The sequence below is a fragment of the Colwellia sp. MB02u-10 genome, assembly GCF_014077185.1.
Classification (GTDB): domain Bacteria; phylum Pseudomonadota; class Gammaproteobacteria; order Enterobacterales; family Alteromonadaceae; genus Cognaticolwellia.
Window position 1 is genome coordinate 1 of record NZ_JACGVK010000066.1, and the last position, 20,551, is coordinate 20,551.

General features: G+C 38.5%; 11 protein-coding genes and 1 pseudogene. 5 read left to right on the forward strand and 7 right to left on the reverse strand.

The window, feature by feature from the left end; translation table 11 throughout:
• The first annotated feature begins 413 nt into the window (after nucleotides 1–413).
• Together H4J59_RS01705 and H4J59_RS01710 are read left to right on the forward strand one after the other, a co-directional pair.
• Entirely contained in the window at nucleotides 414–1,103 is a 690-nt protein-coding gene (locus H4J59_RS01705; protein ID WP_182236300.1) for a pseudouridine synthase, read from the forward strand.
• A 365-nt stretch (nucleotides 1,104–1,468) separates the two neighbouring features.
• A complete protein-coding gene (locus H4J59_RS01710) occupies nucleotides 1,469–1,741 on the forward strand; it encodes a hypothetical protein (RefSeq protein ID WP_182236282.1) in 273 nt (90 codons plus the stop codon).
• A gap of 230 nt (nucleotides 1,742–1,971) precedes the next feature.
• Here H4J59_RS01710 and H4J59_RS01715 read toward each other — a convergent pair whose 3' ends face one another.
• The 3 genes from H4J59_RS01715 to mfd all read right to left on the reverse strand — a co-directional run bounded on the left by H4J59_RS01715 (nucleotide 1,972) and on the right by mfd (nucleotide 7,598).
• A complete protein-coding gene (locus H4J59_RS01715; RefSeq protein ID WP_182233629.1) occupies nucleotides 1,972–2,262 on the reverse strand; it encodes a DUF1244 domain-containing protein in 291 nt (96 codons plus the stop codon).
• Nucleotides 2,263–2,315: 53 nt separating this feature from the next.
• Nucleotides 2,316–3,902 carry a CsiV family protein gene (locus tag H4J59_RS01720; protein WP_182236284.1) on the reverse strand — a complete coding sequence of 529 codons (1,587 nt, stop codon included), beginning with the start codon at nucleotides 3,900–3,902 and terminating at the stop codon, nucleotides 2,316–2,318.
• 186 nt (nucleotides 3,903–4,088) lie between these two features.
• On the reverse strand, nucleotides 4,089–7,598 hold the full coding sequence (mfd, locus tag H4J59_RS01725; protein WP_182236286.1) for a transcription-repair coupling factor: 3,510 nt from the start codon (nucleotides 7,596–7,598) through the stop codon (nucleotides 4,089–4,091).
• 357 nt (nucleotides 7,599–7,955) lie between these two features.
• Here mfd and H4J59_RS01730 point away from each other — a divergent pair.
• Together H4J59_RS01730 and H4J59_RS01735 are read left to right on the forward strand one after the other, a co-directional pair.
• Nucleotides 7,956–8,405, forward strand: a pseudogene (locus H4J59_RS01730) (DUF1456 family protein); the annotation flags it as partial.
• 644 nt (nucleotides 8,406–9,049) lie between these two features.
• A complete protein-coding gene (locus tag H4J59_RS01735) occupies nucleotides 9,050–10,036 on the forward strand; it encodes a YeiH family protein (RefSeq protein WP_182236290.1) in 987 nt (328 codons plus the stop codon).
• 122 nt (nucleotides 10,037–10,158) lie between these two features.
• Here H4J59_RS01735 and H4J59_RS01740 read toward each other — a convergent pair whose 3' ends face one another.
• Entirely contained in the window at nucleotides 10,159–11,025 is an 867-nt protein-coding gene (locus H4J59_RS01740) for a PA4780 family RIO1-like protein kinase (RefSeq protein ID WP_182191068.1), read from the reverse strand.
• 140 nt (nucleotides 11,026–11,165) lie between these two features.
• On the opposite strand from H4J59_RS01740, the gene H4J59_RS01745 reads away from it, so the two are divergent.
• On the forward strand, nucleotides 11,166–12,101 hold the full coding sequence (locus tag H4J59_RS01745; protein ID WP_182236292.1) for a glyoxylate/hydroxypyruvate reductase A: 936 nt from the start codon (nucleotides 11,166–11,168) through the stop codon (nucleotides 12,099–12,101).
• 288 nt (nucleotides 12,102–12,389) lie between these two features.
• On the opposite strand, the gene H4J59_RS01750 is transcribed toward H4J59_RS01745, so the two are convergent.
• The 3 genes from H4J59_RS01750 to H4J59_RS01760 form a co-directional block, all read right to left on the reverse strand.
• Entirely contained in the window at nucleotides 12,390–17,462 is a 5,073-nt protein-coding gene (locus tag H4J59_RS01750; RefSeq protein ID WP_182236294.1) for a hypothetical protein, read from the reverse strand.
• Between the two features lie 744 nt (nucleotides 17,463–18,206).
• Nucleotides 18,207–19,400, reverse strand: a complete 1,194-nt coding sequence (locus H4J59_RS01755) for a serine hydrolase (protein ID WP_182236296.1) — start codon at nucleotides 19,398–19,400, stop codon at nucleotides 18,207–18,209.
• Between the two features lie 158 nt (nucleotides 19,401–19,558).
• Nucleotides 19,559–20,374 carry a mechanosensitive ion channel family protein gene (locus H4J59_RS01760; protein WP_182236298.1) on the reverse strand — a complete coding sequence of 272 codons (816 nt, stop codon included), beginning with the start codon at nucleotides 20,372–20,374 and terminating at the stop codon, nucleotides 19,559–19,561.
• Between the last annotated feature and the right edge of the window lie 177 nt (nucleotides 20,375–20,551).

Below are 20,551 nucleotides of genomic sequence, written 5' to 3' on the forward strand. Positions count from 1 at the left end.
AATTTCATTAATTAGGTGGTCTACTTTATACGCAGGAAAAATGGCCAAATATAAGGCATTTATTTAATAACTAGTTGTTCTAATTATTAAATAAATAACGCAGTAGTTGGTTATTTTAACCAGTAGAAATAATCAGATAATTAGTGAGATCCATACAAAGAGCGCTAGGTGAACTTAGTCAGTTTAATTGTTGAGTAGCTAATATGTCGGTGTTTTGTGCATTAACTTAACCAAGGCTAGTTATTGGGCATCCTTCTATCCTGTTATATGCTCTCCAATTCAATTCAATTCAATCCAAGCTAGTGCTGATGAATATTTTTGTAATGCCTGTACACGCTAGCCTTGCTAAAAATATTCAAATAGCGATAATAGCGGCGCCTTTATTTCATTACCTTTTAGCGATATTACTGACTATGCGTCTCGACAAATTTATTTGCAAAAGCACTGAACTTACCCGCACTGAAGCTAAAAAATTGCTCAAAATGAGTAAAGTAACGGTGAATAATGTGGTAATTAAAGATCCTGCCACCCAGGTGGATGAAGATGATTATATTTGCATTGAAGACGAAGCACTGACTGCGCGTAGTTTTCGTTATATCATTTTGCATAAACCCCTTGCTACCATTTGCTCTAATGTTGATGAAATTTATCCCTCGTTACTGCATTTAATTGCTGTTGATAAGGCATTTGATATGCACATTGCCGGCCGCCTAGACGCTGACACTACAGGGCTAGTGCTAATTACTGACGATGGTCTCTGGTCGCATAATATTATTTCACCTAAGAAACAGTGCGAAAAAGTTTATCGTGTGTGGCTACGTGACCCGCTGAAGACTACTACGGCAGAGAAGTTTACTCATGGCGTGCAGTTGCAAGGTGAAGATGGCTTAACTCGTCCTGCGACGTTAGAGCAAGTTGCTGAGAAAGAAGTCTTATTGACCATAACCGAAGGTAAATATCATCAAGTTAAACGCATGTTTGCAGCGGTTGGTAATCAGGTGCTGGGTTTGCATCGCGAGCAAATAGGGCCAGTAAAACTGGCTGATTTACCCTTAGGTGAGTGGCGTTATTTAAATACCGAGGAAGTCAGTGCTTTTCTATAAACGCTCAGCTTTAGTTATTGCAGATGATTACTATTGGTTATTTTCATAAAATTTTTCTTACCCTATTGGTTGATAAAAGCAATAGGGTAGCTTGTTTTTTAATCGCAATAGTTAGCGGCTAGCTAATCAAGCGCCTTACTCTTACTGCCCTTCACTCATCTGCTTTCACAAACCTCTTATAGCAAAGTTTTATAAATAACTTTGAGTAGCAATTACTTCTTTAGCCTTGCTGCGCTCGACTCTTCTTAAAACTAAAATTCAGCAAGGGTCTATTGCGGCTTAAAAAAGATTAAACTTTTACCACTAACTGCCGATTAATTAACCAGGGGTTGTAATTACTATTAATTAGGGAGTTGAGAACAGTTATGGATGTTTTTGTAAGTTTATTGCCGGCCAGTTTTACAGCCAAAGCAGAACGTTCGGAAAAAGACAGCCGTGAGAAGCAACAGCAGCAGAGAAAAACAAGGCCTAATTCTTTGACTGAGCAGCTGAAAATTAAAATAACTTCTCCAACGCTATCTGAATATGAACGCCGCTCTGGCGGCGATCGGCGTCAACAACGATTTAAACGAGGGCGTTGGTTGGAATCATGTAACCGAAATGATCGCAGAGCTACAGCATTGAACGTTATCGTTTAACCTAAGCCTAAACCTTCAACCAAGCATTAAACCAAATATTAAGTATCCAGCAGTGATTATTTATTCGCTTAAAGGTCAGGCTGTAGTGCTTCTACTTAGCGTAATATTGTCTGTTTATGCTGATACTTTTACATATCACTGACAATAACTAAGTACTGCAAGATACAGCTCGACGGATTTAATTCTTGTATAGGGTAGCGTATTGATCGTCTAGAAAAATCGAGCTGACATTATTTCTTTGCGTTTAACTGGTTAAATTTCGCTAGCTGTTCATCTGTTGCCGGCAGTTGATGTTTTTCTTTCCACTCATTATAAGGCATGCCATAAACCTGTTCGCGTGCTGTATCAATATCGACGTTAACACCCAATTTTTCAGCTTCAGCCACTGTCCATTTAGAAAAACAGTTACGACAAAAGCCAGCAAGGTTCATTAATTCGATATTTTGTACGTCTTTACGATTATCTAAATGCGCGAGTAAACGACGAAATACCGCCGCTTGAATTTCAATTTCTTTATCCATAGTATCCTCGAAAGTGTTATTGGTAAAAATATAATGAAGCCATTAATCAGTCTCTAAAGACTTTCTTTAGGCTCAGGCTCTGGTTTTGTATAAGGTCTAATTTGCACTATCATGCCCATGTAGGGGTGGTCGAAATAATGCACTTCGCCACTAATAACGCGTCGGTTTTGTTGAAAACGAATAGCTTTGGCCTGTATTGGTGTCGACGCATTTTCTGTGCTATTTAGATTTACATTAGCATCAGTTGGTAGCCTTGGGGCTAATTTTGCTGTGGCCAGTTCTGCTAAGCTGTTATCTAAAATATTAAAATCAGCGGTAATAAATAAATAATGCTTTAAATGAATATTAAAAAATCCTTCAATAAACCACTGTTGAATAGGCGCTATTGGTGGCGTATTTTCTGTGGCCGCTAAGGGCATTTGATCAGTAAGTTTTAGCGATAAGTCTTGTTGGTCAAGTGCTGCTAATAGTTCGTCGGTGTTTTCGTTTACCTGTGCTATTTGCGCAATAATTTGTTCGAGACGCGCTTTTTTAGCTTGTTGTAGCTGTTCAGTTTGGTTTTGCACAGGTAAAGACTCAAGCAGATTTTTTTTGCTAGTATCTGTAAGCAAGTGGCTTTTTTGCTGATTTTTTTGGTCGTTGAATTTAGTTAATTGTTTTTGGTAAGGTATAACAAAATTATCACCTGCATACACTTTCACTGGCACAGATTGTTTTTCAGGCCGAGCAACTTGTCGCCAGCCCATATGCAACATAGGGCGAAAGTTTTTGCTATACCTTAAGTCTTGAATAATATCATTAAGCTGTAATGAGTTTTTGCTAAGCAAATGTGTTTTATTATTGTCGATATTTTCTTGGCCATCAATCAATAATGGCACTTTATCAACAGCAAAACCGTAATAGTCAAAGTCAGGATTTTCGACTTGATAGTCAGCAAAGTATGCTTGGTCAATTCGGCATAATAATATTGACTCAGTCTTGGCTGGATATTGAAATTTAAGCCTTTGAAATTCTTGTTCTGCCGCTAGTACTAAACGTTGAATGTTTGCTCGCTCTTTATCAGACAAGATGGTTGGTAAAGCTATGGTGTTGATGTCACTATTGCCAGCAGCACTATTCTCTGGAACTGTACTAGAAATTTCACGGTTTAGCCCAGTATTGTCGGTGAAAACATGTTGACTAGCCGTGTCATTATTTGCTGAAAACTGTGTCACATTGTTGCTAGAATCAAGTAGATTGGTGCTATCTTGCCCTAAACCTATAGCTTGGTTCGACACCGAAAGCTCTGGCGCTAATTGTGATATCTGCGCTAATGATTTTTCACTAAAAAGCGCAGGGAGTTTGGCATTTTTTTTCGCTAAATCCCCAACATAGTGTGGTGAATCACATTGGGGTAATAGTTGCTTTAACGTGCGAATGTCAGGGTTTAAATAGCGGCTGAGTAAATCTTCCACACGTCGATGTTTTGGTAATTCACTGCTATCTGGAAAGTTTTCTTTTAACTGGCTTTTATCAGCTAATTGGCTAAAAAGAATAATTTCGACATCAAACCATCGGTCATTATTTTCTTGTGTCGTCGCATTTAAGGTTAGTGGAAATGTTAAGACGGCAGAACATAAAAATAGTTGAGTTAATTTCATTCAGTATCCAGTTAATGTTTATTTTACCCAGTGATAATAGCAAAGGTTGATCAATACTTATATTGTCAATCCGTTCTCAATTAGTTCTCAATTAGTTCTCAATCACTTATCAATCAATTCTCAATCAGTTATCTGTTAAATATAAAAGATAACTAGGCTAGCTTTACGTATTGATCATTGCGGTGTTTAAGCCCGCAGGTGATTTGCCAATTCGTTCAGCATGGTAGCGATTAAAATAAAGCGAGATTTTGCATCTTCGGTCACTTGCTTAAATTTCAATTTATTAGCACCTTCCATTTTATATATTTTCGGTTGTTGCTGAATTAAGCCGATGATAAACATAGGGTCTACTTTAGTTTCACTGCTAAATTCAAATGAACCGCCAGCAGGACCTGCATCAATGCGGGTAATACCCATTTTTTGTGCTTTAAGTTTCAGTTTGGCGATATGCACTAAATTTTTTGCTGCTTGTGGTAATAAGCCAAAACGGTCTATCAGCTCAACTTGCACGTCGTCGAGTGCTTGTTTATTTTTACAACTGGCAATACGTTTATATAAACTTAAGCGTAAACTTACATCGAAAATATAGTCATCGGGTAATAGTGCTGCTACGCGTAAATCTACTTCAGTTTGAGTTTTTGTCACTTGGTCAAGCGACAATTCTTTACCTTCTTTTAATGCGGTAACGGCGGCATCAAGCATTTCCATGTATAAGGTATAACCCACTTGGCTCATTGAACCACTTTGATCTTCGCCTAATAGCTCACCGGCGCCACGAATTTCTAAATCATGAGTCGCCAAAGTAAAGCCGGCCCCTAAGTCTTCTAATGAGGCGATGGCTTCAAGGCGTTTTTTTGCATCTTTGGTCATACGTTTTTCATGCGGGGTTAATAAATAGGCATAAGCTTGATGATGTGAGCGCCCAACACGGCCACGTAATTGGTGTAGTTGTGCTAAACCTAAGTGGTCAGCTCGATCCATAATAATGGTATTAGCGGTGGGCACATCGATGCCAGTTTCAATAATGGTGGTACAAACCAGCACATTATAACGTTGGTGATAAAAGTCGTTCATCACACGTTCAAGTTCGCGCTCACGCATTTGTCCATGAGCGGTAATAATTTTCGCTTCGGGTAATAATACTTGAATGTCTGCAGCAGTTTTATCTATGGTGTCGACATTGTTATGTAAGAAGTAGACTTGACCACCACGCAGTACTTCCCGCAGGATTGACTCGCGAATTAAGGCGTCATCGCGCTCTCTTACAAAGGTTTTTACCGCTAATCGTTTTGCTGGTGGTGTGGCTATTATTGATAAGTCGCGCATGCCGCCCATGGCCATATTTAAGGTGCGTGGGATTGGGGTTGCGGTCAGTGTTAAAATATCTACGTTTGCTCGCAGCTGTTTTATTTTTTCTTTTTGTTTAACACCAAATCTATGCTCTTCATCAACCACTAAAAGCCCTAGATCTTTATATTTTATGCTGTTTTGTAAAAGTTTATGGGTACCAATTAAAATATCTATTTGGCCAGATTCAACTTCTTTGACAATAGCGTTTTGTTCTTTAGCGGTTTTAAAGCGTGATAAAACTTCAATGTTAACAGGCCAATTGGCAAAACGGTCACGAAAACTTTCATGGTGTTGTTGAGCAAGCAGGGTAGTTGGCACTAATATCGCTACTTGTTTGCCGTCGTTCACCGCAATAAATGCCGCGCGCATGGCGACCTCGGTTTTGCCAAAACCGACATCACCACAGACTAATCTGTCCATCGCTTTTGGCGATAACATGTCGCTAATGACCGCATTGATGGCTTGTGCTTGATCAAAGGTTTCTTCAAAACTAAAACTGTCTGCAAAAGCGCGATAATCATCTTTATTTCGTTTAAAACTATAACCATGATTACTGGCGCGTTTGGCATAAATATCTAACAGTTCAACGGCTACGTCACGTACTTTTTCTGCCGCTTTTTGCTTGGCTTTACTCCAGGAATCGTTACCCAATTTATGTAACGGGGCATGGTCAGCATCAGCGCCTGAGTAGCGACTAATTAAGTGCAGTGAGGCAACGGGCACATATAATTTGGCTTCTTTTGCGTAACTGAGCATTAAAAATTCTGTGGTAATGCCACTATTTTCAATGGTTTGTAAGCCCATATAGCGACCAATACCGTGATCAATATGCACCACAGGTTGGCCAATACTTAGCTCGGCTAAATTTTTAAATATCGCGTCGTTTTGAATTTCTTGTTGTTTATTTCGACGGCGAGTTTGACGGACGCGATCGCCGAGTAATTCAGCTTCTGTTATTAAGGCAATGGCATTTTTTTTCGCACTGCCTTTGGCTTGAAAAATAAAGCCGGCACTTAAAGCGTTAACCGTAATACCAATGAGCGCGTCACTGTTAACAAAGTCTTCAATACTATTAAAGATACTTGGCTTGGTTTGATTACGCTCTAGTAGCTCTAATACACTTTCACGTCGACCCTGGCTCTCTGCAACAAATAAGAGTTTGCTTGGTGTTTCTTTGCTGTTAACAAAGTTATTGAGCAATTCAAACGGCTGCTTTAATTTATGATCTATGGTCAAATCTGGCAAGGTGTGTACGTCAAACTGCACTTGTGACGCTTTTAATTCGTCTTCGATGACTTCAGGTTTTAAATTGATTCGATCAAAAGGTTTTAAGGCACTGTAGAGCTCTTCACTATTGAGAAATAAATGCTTTGGTGGCAATAGTGGCCGAGTGGGATCATAGCGTCTGTCTTCATAGCGATAGTCAATATCGGTCCAGTAATGAGCTAAAGCTTTATCAATATCGCCACTGATAATCACTAAGGTATTATCAGCAAGGTAATCACATAAGGTATTGGTTTGCTGAAAAAACAAAGGCAAATAATATTCTATGCCCGCGGGCATAATGCCATTACTGACTTGGTGGTAAATCGATGCTTTGTCAATGGTGCTGGTAAATTGTTCGCGGTATTGGCTGCGAAATAAGTTGGTGCCGTCACTATCGGTTGGAAACTCATGCGCAGGCAATAAATTTATGCCATCTATTTTATCGCTAGAGCGTTGGTTTTCTGGATCAAATAAGCGAATTTCGTCAATTTCATCATCAAAAAAGTCTAAACGGAACGGTGTTTTACTACCCATAGGGAATATATCAAGAATGGCACCACGAGCAGAAAACTCACCGTGCTCCATCACTTGATCAACACAGCGATATCCGCTGGCTTCTAAGCTTTGTCTTAATTGATGTAAATCTTTTTTATCGCCTTTTTGGATGATTAAACTATTGGCTTCAATGTATTGTTTTGGTGCTAAACGTTGCATTAAAGTGGAAATGGGCACAATAACAATGCCTTTATCCATACGCGATAATTGATACAAGGTGGCTAAACGTTGGGAAATAATATCTTGGTGTGGCGAAAAGGTATCGTACGGCAAGGTTTCCCAATCAGGAAATAAACAAATAGGTAATTGAGCTTGTTGATTTAAGCTGATTAGTTCTTGCTCTAGGCGCAATGCCGATGGCGTATCATGAGTAAGTAGTAATATGGGCTGTTGCGTTGATAACGCGCCGTGAAAAATAGCGACAGTGGCACTACTACCGGGTAGGTTTTGCCAAACTTTTTTATCGGCACTTTTACCCCGGCCTTTAGCTAATACCGGATTGAAGAGATTAACATTTTTGCTCATGACTGCTCGTAATTTAATTGCGTTGAAAAGAAACCTAGTGAAGCATTTTACTGAACCGTGACCTTGGTGTTTTTAAACTTTAGTATTTGCACCAGTAAATGCCGTTTACATCAAAATTACCCGTATCTTAACATGAGTTTTACCTGATCTTTAACCGCTAAATTTAACGCCTTAATGCTTTTACATTATTCAATTAATAAATAGCGCATGCAGGTAAAGATCTGCTTATTTAAAGCGTGTATAATATGGTGTAATTGAATCACTAGAGTTTTGCTAGTTGTTTATAGGCTGGTGTCGGCCTATTTAGCCTGAAAGTAGAACTAACCAGCGACACTCGTTGGATTTTTGGAGAAGTTTGTGACTAACAACGATGTTTTACGTCGCCTGAGATATACCTTTAATTTTAACGATCAAAAGGTTATTGCTATTTTTGCTGCCGGTGATTTAACCGTGACCCGAGATCAAATAAGTAACTGGTTAAAGCAAGAAGAAGACCCTGCTTATGTCAATTGCCCTGATACTACGTTTGCTGCATTTTTAAATGGCTTTATTAATGAGCGCCGCGGTAAAAAAGAAGGCGAACCAGCCAAGGTTGAAAAGCGTTTAAACAATAATATTATTCTCACTAAATTGAAAATTGCTTTTAATTTAAAAGCAGAAGATATTCTTGAGATGTTGGAGTCAGCAAATTTTCGTTTAAATAAGCCAGAGCTAAGTGCGTTTTCTCGCAAGCCAGATCATAAAAATTATCGTGAATGTAAAGATCAGGTGTTACGCAACTTTTTACAGGGCGTTGACAAGAAATTTCATGTGCAACGTCGCGCGAAAGAACAAGTAAAAAGCCCAGTAGTTGAAGAGGTTAAAGATAAGTTAGAAGAGGTTTTAGCGGATAAAAATTATAATTCGGCTAATGCTAAGGCCAGTAAAATTTATGTTAACCCGAATAAAACTAAAGTTGAACGCAAACCGGGTGAACGTAAAGTACTTAAACTTAAACCAAAAGATATTTGGGGTGAATAGTAGCACTTAATAAGCTGATATCTGTGCTATAAATAATCTAAGGCTTTTAGCTGTGTTAAATGATCATTAAGTTACATTGTGATGAACGGTAAACCAAACCTAGAAAGTATTATGATACCTAATTGTGATACCCAGCGGGTTCTAGACTGCTGATATCGCCTTCGGGCTTAGCGGTACAATAACGCCGATGATTATTACTTTGATACTATTGCTTTGATGTTAGTGTGCTTTACGGCTAAAGGTAATAACAACAACGGGTTTAGTTAGTCGCTGTTATGTTTGATTTTCAAACCCTATAAGAAGTTATATTTTAAGCCTGCACTTGCAGGCTTTTTAATGCTTAGTATGAGAAAAACCAATATAAGTGTTACCACTAGTGGTACAATTCACAACCTCTTTTTTAGCAATAAAATCTTACGGTTAAACTAAAAATGCTGATAAATTTACAAGCTAAATTATTAGGTATTGTCTTATGTGTATTGATTGGCATAATTGCCACTATAGTTGCCACGCGTTATCAAGCACCCATTATACTCTGTGCGTTATTAATGGGTTTGAGTCTGCATTCATTTTACAGCAAGGTAAATATTCAAGCGGGTGTTAACTTTTGCTCACGAGAGCTATTACGTTTGTGTGTGGGTTTATTGGGTGTGCGTATTGCCTTTGCTGATATTGTCTCGCTCGGTATTACTCCGCCCTTAATTGTGATGGTGAGCATGGCGTTGACCATGGTTTTTGGGGTGTTGTTTGCGCGAGCTTTAGGCTTGTCGAAAGTTTTTGGGGTATTGTCCGGTGGCGCGGTGGCGGTTTGTGGTGTTTCAGCGGCAGCCGCTATTTCAACCGTGCTGCCAAACGATAAATCTCAAGAAAAGTACTTTGCTTTTACCGTGATAGGTATTACCACCTTTAGCACTTTATCAATGATATTTTATCCTGTTGTTGCCCGTTATTTAGGTTTCTCAGATGAATTGGCCGGGGTTTTTATTGGTGGCGCTATTCACGATGTTGCTCAAGTGGTTGGTGCGGGTTATACCATATCACCTGAAGCAGGCGACGTAGCAACTTATATTAAGCTGCTCAGAGTAGCGTTGTTAATGCCAATAGTCATGATGGTTTTTTTTGCTTTTAAAGAAAAAAACAGCAAAATGTCGGGGGGTGTTAGTGCCTTTATTCCAGGCTTTTTGATTATGTTTTTTGTGCTGGCATTTTTAAAAAATGTCGGTGTCTTGCCTGTTTGGCTCATTGATTTTATTCGCAGTCTGTCGAGTAATTTATTAGTGATTGCGATTGCGGCAATCGGTGTTAAAACGTCATTAAAACAAGTGTTTTCTCTTGGCTGGCGACCGGTGATGTTAATGGGCTGTGAAACGATATTTTTAGCGAGTTTGATTATTGCGGGTATCATATTCTTTTATTAGTAATATTTCTGTAGTGAGGCGATTTCACATAGCTTTACTTTGATTTGATTTAATTAAGCCCAACAAACAAGTGGGCTTAATTGAAACATAATCAAAAAAATAGTGACCATTTATCATCAATATTAATAGTCACTATCGACCGCATTAGCGTCACTAATACGTTCTATTCTGGCTTCTTCTTCTTCAAATGCAGCTTTAATTTCTTCTAATACCGTATCAACGTCTGCACTGGCTGTGTCTTCTTTAAATAAGCCAGTCAGTGCTAATTCTGGTGTTAGTTCACCACTTTCAAACAGTGCCCACATTTCCTGGCCATACTTACTTTGTTTTAACGCCGGGCTAAATTGACCATAATAGTTAGTCATATTGGTAACATCGCGCATTAACATAGCTTTGGCATTGTTATTGGCTGATGCATCTACCGCTTGTGGTAGATCAATAATGACCGGGCCATAATCATCAACTAAAACATTAAATTCTGATAAATCGCCATGAATAATACCGGCACAAAGCATTAACTGGACATAATGCATAACCAGCGTGTGATCTTCTTGTGCTTGTTCTGCTGACATTACCACGTCATTTAAGCGCGGTGCTACATCACCAGTATCATTGGTGACAAGCTCCATTAATAAAACACCGTCGAAACAGCCAAAAGGTTGCGGTACACGAACGCCAGCTTCTGCTAATTGGTAAAGTGCATCCACTTCAGCATTTTGCCAAGCAGACTCTTGTTGGTCGCGACCATACTTTGAACCTTTTTCCATCGCTCGGGCACGACGGCTATTTCTACTTTTTCTCCCCTCTTGATATTGCGCTGCTTTTTTAAAGCTACGCTTAATGGCTTCTTTGTAAACTTTAGCGCAGCGAACTTCGTCGCCGCAACGAACCATATAAACGGTGGCTTCTTTTCCACTCATTAATTGGCTTATTACTTCATCTATTAAGCCATCATTAACAAGTGGCTGTATGCGTTTAGGTACTTTCATAGCGCCGTTATACCTTAGTTGGGCGTTGGATGCCAGAGCAAAAGTATAACTTTTTATTTATCAAAAAATTAAAACATTGTCTGGTTTAGGTAAATCTTGGGTAATATAATAAAATCTCTTGAACATAAACGCAAAGCCATATGATCCCATTTATTAGTCAATTACCTAAAGATGAAGAAATTACTTGGATAACAGCACTTAATCAAGCCTTGCCTGATGAAAATATTGTTGCTTTTTCTGAGGTCAATCCGGCAGAAAAAAAACACTGTCAGCTAGCTATTGTTGCCAACCCTAATACTGAATTACTGGCTGCATTTGAAAATTTGACATGGCTACATAGTGTTTGGGCCGGTGTTGAACATTTGATGATGTCATTGGCTAACTCGCCGATTGACGTGGTGCGTTTAATTGACCCAACCCTAAGTAGAGCTATGTCTGAAGCAGTATTAGCCTGGAGTTTATATCTTCATCGAGACATGCCACGTTATGCTAAACAGCAGAAAAATAAGCACTGGCAGCCACATCAACTTGTGCCAGCAAGTGAGCGGCGTATTGGTATTCTGGGCTTAGGAGCATTAGGCCAAGTTAGTGCAAAGCAATTACAACAAAATGGTTTTAAGGTCATGGGCTGGAGCCGCACGGCTAAAAAAATAGCAAATGTTAGCAGTTACAGTGGAAATAATGGCTTGGCTGAAATGGTAGCACAAAGTGATATTTTAGTTTGTTTACTACCATTAACGCCTGCAACACGCGGTATGGTGAATAAAAAATTATTAGCGCAATTACCTCAAGGTAGTGCGGTAATTAATTTTGCCCGTGGCGGCGTCATTAATACCGATGAACTGTTAAATGCGCTAAACAGTCATCACCTTAGCCATGCCGTGCTTGATGTTTTTGAACATGAGCCATTAAACGCTGATAGCGGACTTTGGCATCACCCTGATATCACTATTTTACCTCATATATCTGCGCCGACAAACCTTAACAGTGCTTGTGATATTGTCGCTAAAAACATTATGAGTTTTCGTGCGACTGGTCAGATACCCAAAGCGGTCAGTAAAGTTAATGGTTATTAATTTAGGCATTTAAGTAGGCTTTGTTACTTAAAATCGAAATTTTTTTACTGATTTTTTTGTTGGATTAGCATTGCGTTGACTGGACTTTACCCAACACTAAATCCATCATTTTAGGTTTAATAAAATCACCTGCTGGTAACTCAATCTACTTGAGCCTTTATTTAAGTGAGTTTCCTGATTAGCAGAACAGGCTTAGCTAACCTAAACTATTGGCTAACCAGGCCTTACTCTACTTGATTGAACTGCCAGCATTACACGGGCAGTTTGTCTTACTTTGCGTTTACTGCCTTAACCTTTGGTAATGATTAAACCCCCTGTAGGTAGTCGCATTTTAAAGGAAATGCCTAATTCACCTTCAACCATATTAGTATCCACGATAGTGGTATCATTTTCTAAACTACCACTGACTTCAACACCGGCTTTTACGGTAGAAATAAAAGGAATACTGCCTTCTGCTTCGGCATATATTTTGCCACCTTTAGTGACTTTCTCACTATTACTCACCGCTTGAATTGCCGCTTGTTTGCTCGATGAAATAATGGTGTACTCTATCGATTTAGGGACAATATTAAAGACTAGTGCTTGGCCATCGTTAGTAATAGTAAAGCTAACACTGCCTTTAAATGGGTTGTTTAAGTCAATATCTGCTGACGAATTAGCGGCTTGATAAGGATTAAATGCGGAGAAAAACTTCACATGTACCTGACCTTTAACGCCAGACTTCACTGGCATTTGTGTTGTTACGCTGGTTAATCCAGCTTCGACAATTAAATCATTGATTAAGACCGGCTCTGCATCAGGTAGCAATAACTTGATGTCAGCTCTTAATAAACCATTCATTGGTAAAGCACTATCATCAGAAAGATTAAAACCTATCACTACTTTCTGTGCTTCGGCTGCACTAACCCTAGGTTTACTCCTATTCGATTTTGTTGTGATGGTACCTGATTTTTTATCAACCGCGACATCAACTTTATTGCTGTCAGAGGTTTTTGCAACATCTTCAATCTCTTTGGTGGTTATCGGGTCGTCTGCTTTTTTAGTGACACTTTTAGCTGCGTCAGTAAATGAGTCAAGCACCTTGGTAATTTGTTCGTGAGCTTCATCATCGGTTAAATAACCCTCTTTGTTAAGTTTCTTGATTTGCTCAATCAATTTAGCACCATCTTTTTTCTGATTCGCCATCACAGATAAACCGGCAAAGTCTTTTGAAATACTGGCTAAATCAGTCACACTTTTTGAGGTGGTTTGCAGCGCCGCTAGTGCGTTTTGTTGTGTGCCTGTTAGGCCGGTAATATCTTTAAAGACATCAGCTTTTGACAATAACTCAAAGGCACTGCCCAAGCTGGTAGGGTCTGGCGCTGAGGGTGCATTTTGCATATTAATGATACTGGCAGGGAAATCTTTCGCTTGTAAGTTACCGGGGTCACTGCGTCGGCTACCGGTATCAATAGGATTAATTGCCGTGGGTGTTGTGCCGCAAGGCTCATCATTAAAGCGCCAATGGCGTGATTCATCAATTTTTTCACAGCTATTACACTGACCCATTACCGACTCAGCATACACGCCTTTTGTTGGTACACTGACTCTAAAGGGATCGGGTGCCGTGGTGGGTTGATAATAGGCCAGTAAGTCGTCAACGCCTCTAAATGTCGGGTCTAAACGCTCACCGGGTACAACTTTTAACACTAAATTATTACCGACAATACCCATGACTTTATTCTCAACTACACTCGCGACACTTTTACCGCCACTGTAGGGAGCAATAAAACCATCTAGTAAGCCAAATAAACGGCTTGCATCCATACTTGACCAAATTACTTTATGCGCCATCTCTAGATGTTCATTGAGAAAGCTAATTAATGCTGAAGCAGCCGTTTTGTCTTCTTTTTTAGGATTACGTAATTCATTAGTATTGGCAGGAACATACATTAAGGCTGCATCAGTTACGGTAATAATGTCAAACAAGTTCTGTATCTGCATTGAATTAATAATGTCGTTATTAACCCTATGATTGCGAACAATATATTCACTTAAATATTTTGTTCTATAATGTAAATACAGCGAGCGAAGAATAATCTTAGATGATGAATTTACATTAGTATTGGCCCGTAACCGTAAGTGATTGATTTGTGCCCGCGTAATTGTCGGGATAGACTTACTGGCAATATTGACTTTTAAGGGGGCACCTTTGCGATAATTCGATAAAATTGTCATATCTAAATCGAGTTGCAGCTCACTGCCATCATCAGCAATGGCGTCAAATTGCAGTGTATCAATGAATTTTTTTATAATTTTTGGTGCGTATTCCTCCTCAAAAATGGTGTCTTTTTCAGCTTCAGTTAAGGGAACTTCTCGCTCTAAATTTAGTACCATGCGACCAGGGAACCAAGGGAATAATGTCAACAGATCATACTCTTCAGTTTTCGTCGCTTCTTCTATTATTCTGATAAAGGGGCGGGCTAATTCAAATGACAAAGTAAAGTAACCAGAGAAGTTTTGAATCACTTCATCAACGTAGCGCCCATCAGGTAAGTCAGCATTAATATATTCATCTTCAATGCGTTCTATAGCGCTAAAGCCTCTATGTAAGGTTTTACCATAAACCGCTCTTTTTAAGGTGTTTCTCCAGCGTAATACTTTTTGATTATCGAAAAGGCTCATGGGTAGAGGGACATAAAGACATTCTTGAACATCAACTAATTTTTGTTCAATGGCATAATGCTTTAAAACCTCAAAATATTCGATGGTGACTGCATGACAGTGATTGTTATTTTTAATCACTTCAGTTTGTACATTAACCGATTCATTTTGACCTATTGTTTGTACCACTGTACTGCGTTGGCTTCGTACGCTAGAAGCTGATTGTGAGGTGGAATCTTTTAATCGGTTTAAAGCACTACCAGAAACATTTCGTGCTGAATTTTGTGATGCGTTTGATTTTGAAGAAGCGCCAGAATGCGAGATACCACCGGCGACACCAAACACTACGGGCGCAATAAAACCACCAATGCCACCACCAATACCTGCGCTGGTTGAGCTGGTACTATTACTCGAGTTTGCGACAAGTGACTCGTTTAGCGATGAATGCATAATTTCGGTAATATCTCGATCGCGAATAATATCTGCGGTTATTTCTTCACTCACAATTTGAGCTTCGGTGCGGGCGGAGGTTTCTTTTCGATCCCAATCGACTATGGCAATTTGTTTCTCCTGACATGGCGCTAGTGGCATGCTATATAAGCAATCGCCTAAAGAAAATCCCGCCGCTTTCCAAATTTGTTTTATATGTAAAATATGGCCATTGGCTATAGTGGTATTTTCATGAATAGTAATATTTTCATCCCAATTAATACTACTTTCTACCGTTAAATTAACTCGACCGGGATGGTTGACAATATAAGCCTGTTCAATGTTTTCAATTTGGCTAATGCCCGAACTAATTTGTTTCATTAAACCCAATAATCGACTTCTTATTTCATCATAATGGCGGTAAAAGTAATCATCGACTAGCTCGTTCACAAAAGTACTGCCATTACGGTAGAAGTTATAATACTCGTCTAATAAGTCAATAAAGGCGGTGATGCTATCTTGAAATATAAGGTAATATTCGCGAATCATGGTTATTTCAGGTAAGGAAAGTAACACACTGTTTTTTAATGTGGTTTTTATTTTTTCAAACTCTATGGTTAAACACATAATACCCATAGTGGTTGGTTTAGTTGCGGTAGGGCAAGGCTCAAACCCTAGTTGAGTTGTCTCACTGGCATTGGCAAGCTCTATCATTAAGCGCCTTAGGTCACCTAACATTCTTTCTTGGTTAACTGAATTTGGCACATCATCGATTAACAGGATTGTTTGCTCGACCACTTTAATGGCATTGTTTAACATTTGTGCCGTTACTTGTGTGTTATTAACAAGCTTTTCAAGCTCTAAAATAGCTTTAGTAAAGTGTTTTTTATTGGCAGGTGAAAGCGCTAACAAACCGAGGTTCTTTTCAATATGGCCTAATAATGCTCGAACTTCTTCGCGATTTAAAGTGTCTTTTGCTGTCAGGGTTTCACAAAAGGTTTTGGCACTTTCCACGCCATTTTTTCCACAATAAGCGGCGGCAAGTTTATGTTGTAAACTCGATAATTTCTTTCTGCGTTGCTCTTGTTGTTTAAGAATGCTTAAAAGATCTGAAAATACTAAGTTTTTATTAATGCTCTGTAAATCATGAGTGTGAATTTTTAATTGTTGCGTATCAGCAAAGTTCATTTTTAGCATATAATTTGGCAGGGCAGGGGCTGTTTTTTCACCTAGCCGTGATGCCATAACTCTTGTCATATTTACGGTGTCATCTTTCATCGTAACTTCTTCTATAACTAACGGCTGCATTGATAATGAAGAAAACGAATCATTTAATTTATTGATGGTAGTAAAAATATTTTTTGATATTTCAAATAATTCAAATTTAAATTTTTTGCTGTCTTTGACTGTGATAGTAAAACCTCTAATTTCAGGCTCTGTTGTTCTAACGGTATGATAAAAACTAGTCTCTTCTAATGTTCTATTAGGCACAGTAAAGTCAACACATTTGCCGCCTATGTCTTGAGAAAAAGCGCCTGAATTGACTAGGTCATCACTGTCAGGTAAAAGGGGTACGGCTTCATTACAGGCGCAGTCATTGTCTTGCTCTAAAGCTGATAAATCAGAGACTAATAAAATATTTTTGGGTAGCTTATTGTCGTCCAATCCAATGATAATAGGCTGAGTTAAATTACCGGCAATAACACCGAAAGCTTGCTGAATGCTTTTATTTGGCACTTGACCATAAAAGTAGCCTTGGTTATCAGTGGTAGCAGAAAACACCGCATGAAAACTACTACTATCAAGCAAAGCAACAGGGTCATCACTGACCATAATCACAACTTGTAAACCGCCTGTTGCCTGCTCTGCTGTGCTATCAATGACTTTACCGGTAATTTTTTTTATGGCTTTCTCTACCGGTGATTCAATATTAAAAGCAATAACTTTAGGATTGATTTTGATGTTGAAGACCGGACTTTCATCAACAACATTAATAGGGACATTGCTTGGCTTTAGGCTGGTGTAACTATAATTTTGTTGGCCTAGCATTTCGCCATCAGGTGCAAAAATGGCTATTTTAACGGCTTCATTAATCACTAGGTTTTTGAGCGGTAAATAAAATCTAAAAATACCGTCTAGCTCGACATCTACCCTGTCTTTACTAAATACTGGGTGGCCAGAAACTTCTTGGCTGTAGCTAACTTTTAGAAAATGACCTAGATATTGGTCAGTGATATTTTCATTATCGTTGGTAGGAATTAATTTTCCATTAACACTCATTGTTTCCATGATCCTTCCTCTTAGACATTTATTGTGTAAAAGTAATTACCGTGGCGGTGATAAACAATGAACAACTACCCGATAATGTACTAGGTACAAATACGGTAGGCTAACAACCAGTCTTTCTTTTCTGATTCAATACTGATGTTAATTTAGCATTAATACGCTCAACAAGACCTTTTAACAATACCTTTTAGGGATCTTTTAACAGTACCTTTCAAAGCTTGTTATGAATCAGATTTCAAAAAAATATGACTTACTTCGCTACATTAATTAAGTAAAAATAGTCGAAAAAACGCGGCAATGCAAACTGATATAATGTAAAAACACCCTTTAAAGCCCCTAATCTCCTTGCCTGTTTAGTCTTTGTATAGCTATTAATTAGACTTTTAATAACTTAGCGTAATAACTAAAAGCTAAACGGTAACCAGAGCGGTAAAGTCAGCAAAATAATTAAAATGTCAGGGGCTTTAAGTGCTTAATATAAGTTTTGTTGTGTGGTTTTTGATTGATAAACCCCTTAAAGTGCAACGGGTATGTTTTATTTTTCAGCAAAGTGTCTCTGTTACTAAAGCAGTCTATTAAAACTGTATATTGACGCCGTTTTGGTTATTTGCGGCTATTGAAGTTTACTGAAGATAAAGTGTAATTAAGTGCTAGTTACTGACTTAAATGGCATTAGATTAAGTCATTATTTAAAAGCGGGCTAGTTGCAGCAACAAAGCGCAACTCTGCTACTTCCTAAGTAAGAAGTTAAGATTTATTTTTATCATTGTTGACAAGTAATTGATGGGCTTGTGACCAAAATTTGCTCGATATTTTATTAATCACATTTGACTCTGCATTAATTAAAATCGCAAAACCAATTTCTAACTCGGGCGAGTAACCAATATCGGCACGAAAGCCAGCAACCCAGCCAGAATGATAAATAATAGGATGACCATCAAATTGATAAATGCGCCAGCCGTATCCGTAGTGGGCATCAGTTAAATGTTTACGCCAATATCGGCGGCGCAAATCTTTTTTTGTTTTAATACGTGGTGTAGTAAGTTCAGCGAGTAGTGCAGGAGAAAGTGTTTCAGGGTTATGACCTAAATTGGCAATTAACCATTTTGATAAGTCAGCAATACTGGCGTTAATACCTGCAGAGGGAGCCACTTTATAATAGTCAGGATCAACATCTACTGTACGCCAAACATAGCGTTTGATATTTCTGCCTGCGCTATTTTTTTTGCCTGTTTTTATCCGTTTTCTGAGAATGTGAGGCTTGGCGGTGTTTTGCTGTTGTAAAAACACCTCAATACCCACTGAGGCATTGGCCATTTTTAAGGGCGAAAAAATTCTTTCTTGTAGCAAAGTGGCGTAGCTTTTAGCACTAACCGCTTCAATGGCCGGTTGTAAAAATCCGTAGGCAATATTTTGATAGCCGTAACATTTTGCCGGCTGGCAAATCGGTGTAATACGATCAAAGCGGCTAATTATTTTTTCCATACTCCAATTTTCATGTAGTAAATTATCGTAGGAATTTGGCATCAAGCCACTTGAATGGCTGAGCAGGTGTTTTAATTGAATATTGTCTGCAGCGCCTTCGGTGGCTAAAGCAAAGTTAGGCACATACTTAGTGACTGGGTCTGATAAGTTTAGCTGCTGCTCTTGTGCCAACATCGCGGTAATAGTAGCGGCAAAAGGCTTAGATACTGAGGCTAGGCGAAACACCGTATTATGATCTACTTTTTGGCTTTTCGCTTTATCAGTATAGCCAAAGCTTTGCATGGCAAAAACTTGGTTGTTTTTAACAATGGCATAGGCTGCACCTGGAATACTAAATTTTTTTAATTCACTGGCGATATTAGCCGATAACTTTTTATTTAAGCTATTTAGGTCAGTAGCATAGGAGGTTAATGTTAAAAACAAGGTAAAAAAAAGTGCGATAAAGCGGAAAAACATGCAGACAACCCATTTGAAAAACAAGTCAGTTTAACCAGTTAACGCGCAAATAAGAAGTAATATTAATTCGCTATAAGGGCTGAACTAGCTAAGGTATTGATTTTTATAGCGCTGAAACTGTATCTCGAGCTTAGCGCTTATGTTTAAAAACATAGTCATTAGTTATGACTTTTTGCACTAAACCAAAAGTTCATGAAGTCAGCGGTGAGTTTGTTTTCAATTTCCATTGCGCGCTCGGTTGGGCAAAAAATAGTGAAAATAATCTGCGTATCACCAAGCTCTGACGTGGCGACTTCAATATGAGGATCAGGTCCGGCAATTTTTATGTCTAATCGACTTTCAATTACTTGATTATATCTTACGGCAACATCATTAAAGTCGGCACAATAGGTGTTGGCTTTGATTTTTAGCGCATCAATAAACTCAAATGGGTTAACGCTGCCATCTCGGGTAATAGTAAAGTGATGAACGGCATAACGTTTAAGGAAATTTAAGTTTTTAATTGCCGATGCCACCAATTGATTATTGGGTATGTAAAGAGTTTTACCGGTAAATTGATAATTACTGATGTTAACTTCTAATAGCGTTAAATTGATCCAGTCAATAGAGTTTACTTCACCGCAATAATTACCCACTTGTATCCAATCACCAATTCGAAAGGGACGATTTGATACCACATAAATAAAGCCAATAAGACATTGAATAAACTCGCGTGTAGCAAGCACTATTGCCACAACAAATGCAGCAATTGAAAAAGCAAACTTTTGAATCTCAACAGACCAGATATTAAACACCACACAAATGAGTGCAAAATTGAAAAGATTATTCAGTAAATTAACGCTTAAGCGTTTATCTAATTTTTTCTTTTTTGCGCGACGTCTAATTAAGCGTGTAATAACTAACTTTACCGTAATAATAGCGATAGCTAATACAGCGGTGACGAACGATTTATTTTCTAAAAGAGATACGATCATGTTTTGCCCGGTAGATTACTACAATAACGACTTACTTTGGCGCTAAAACGTGCACGGTAGATGATTTCACCCGACAAATCGAGTGAAATATGATTTTAATTTTTAATTTTTAATTTTTAATTTTTAATTATAGATTATTCATTTGTCATGATGAAATAAAAAATTCTTTTGTTCTGC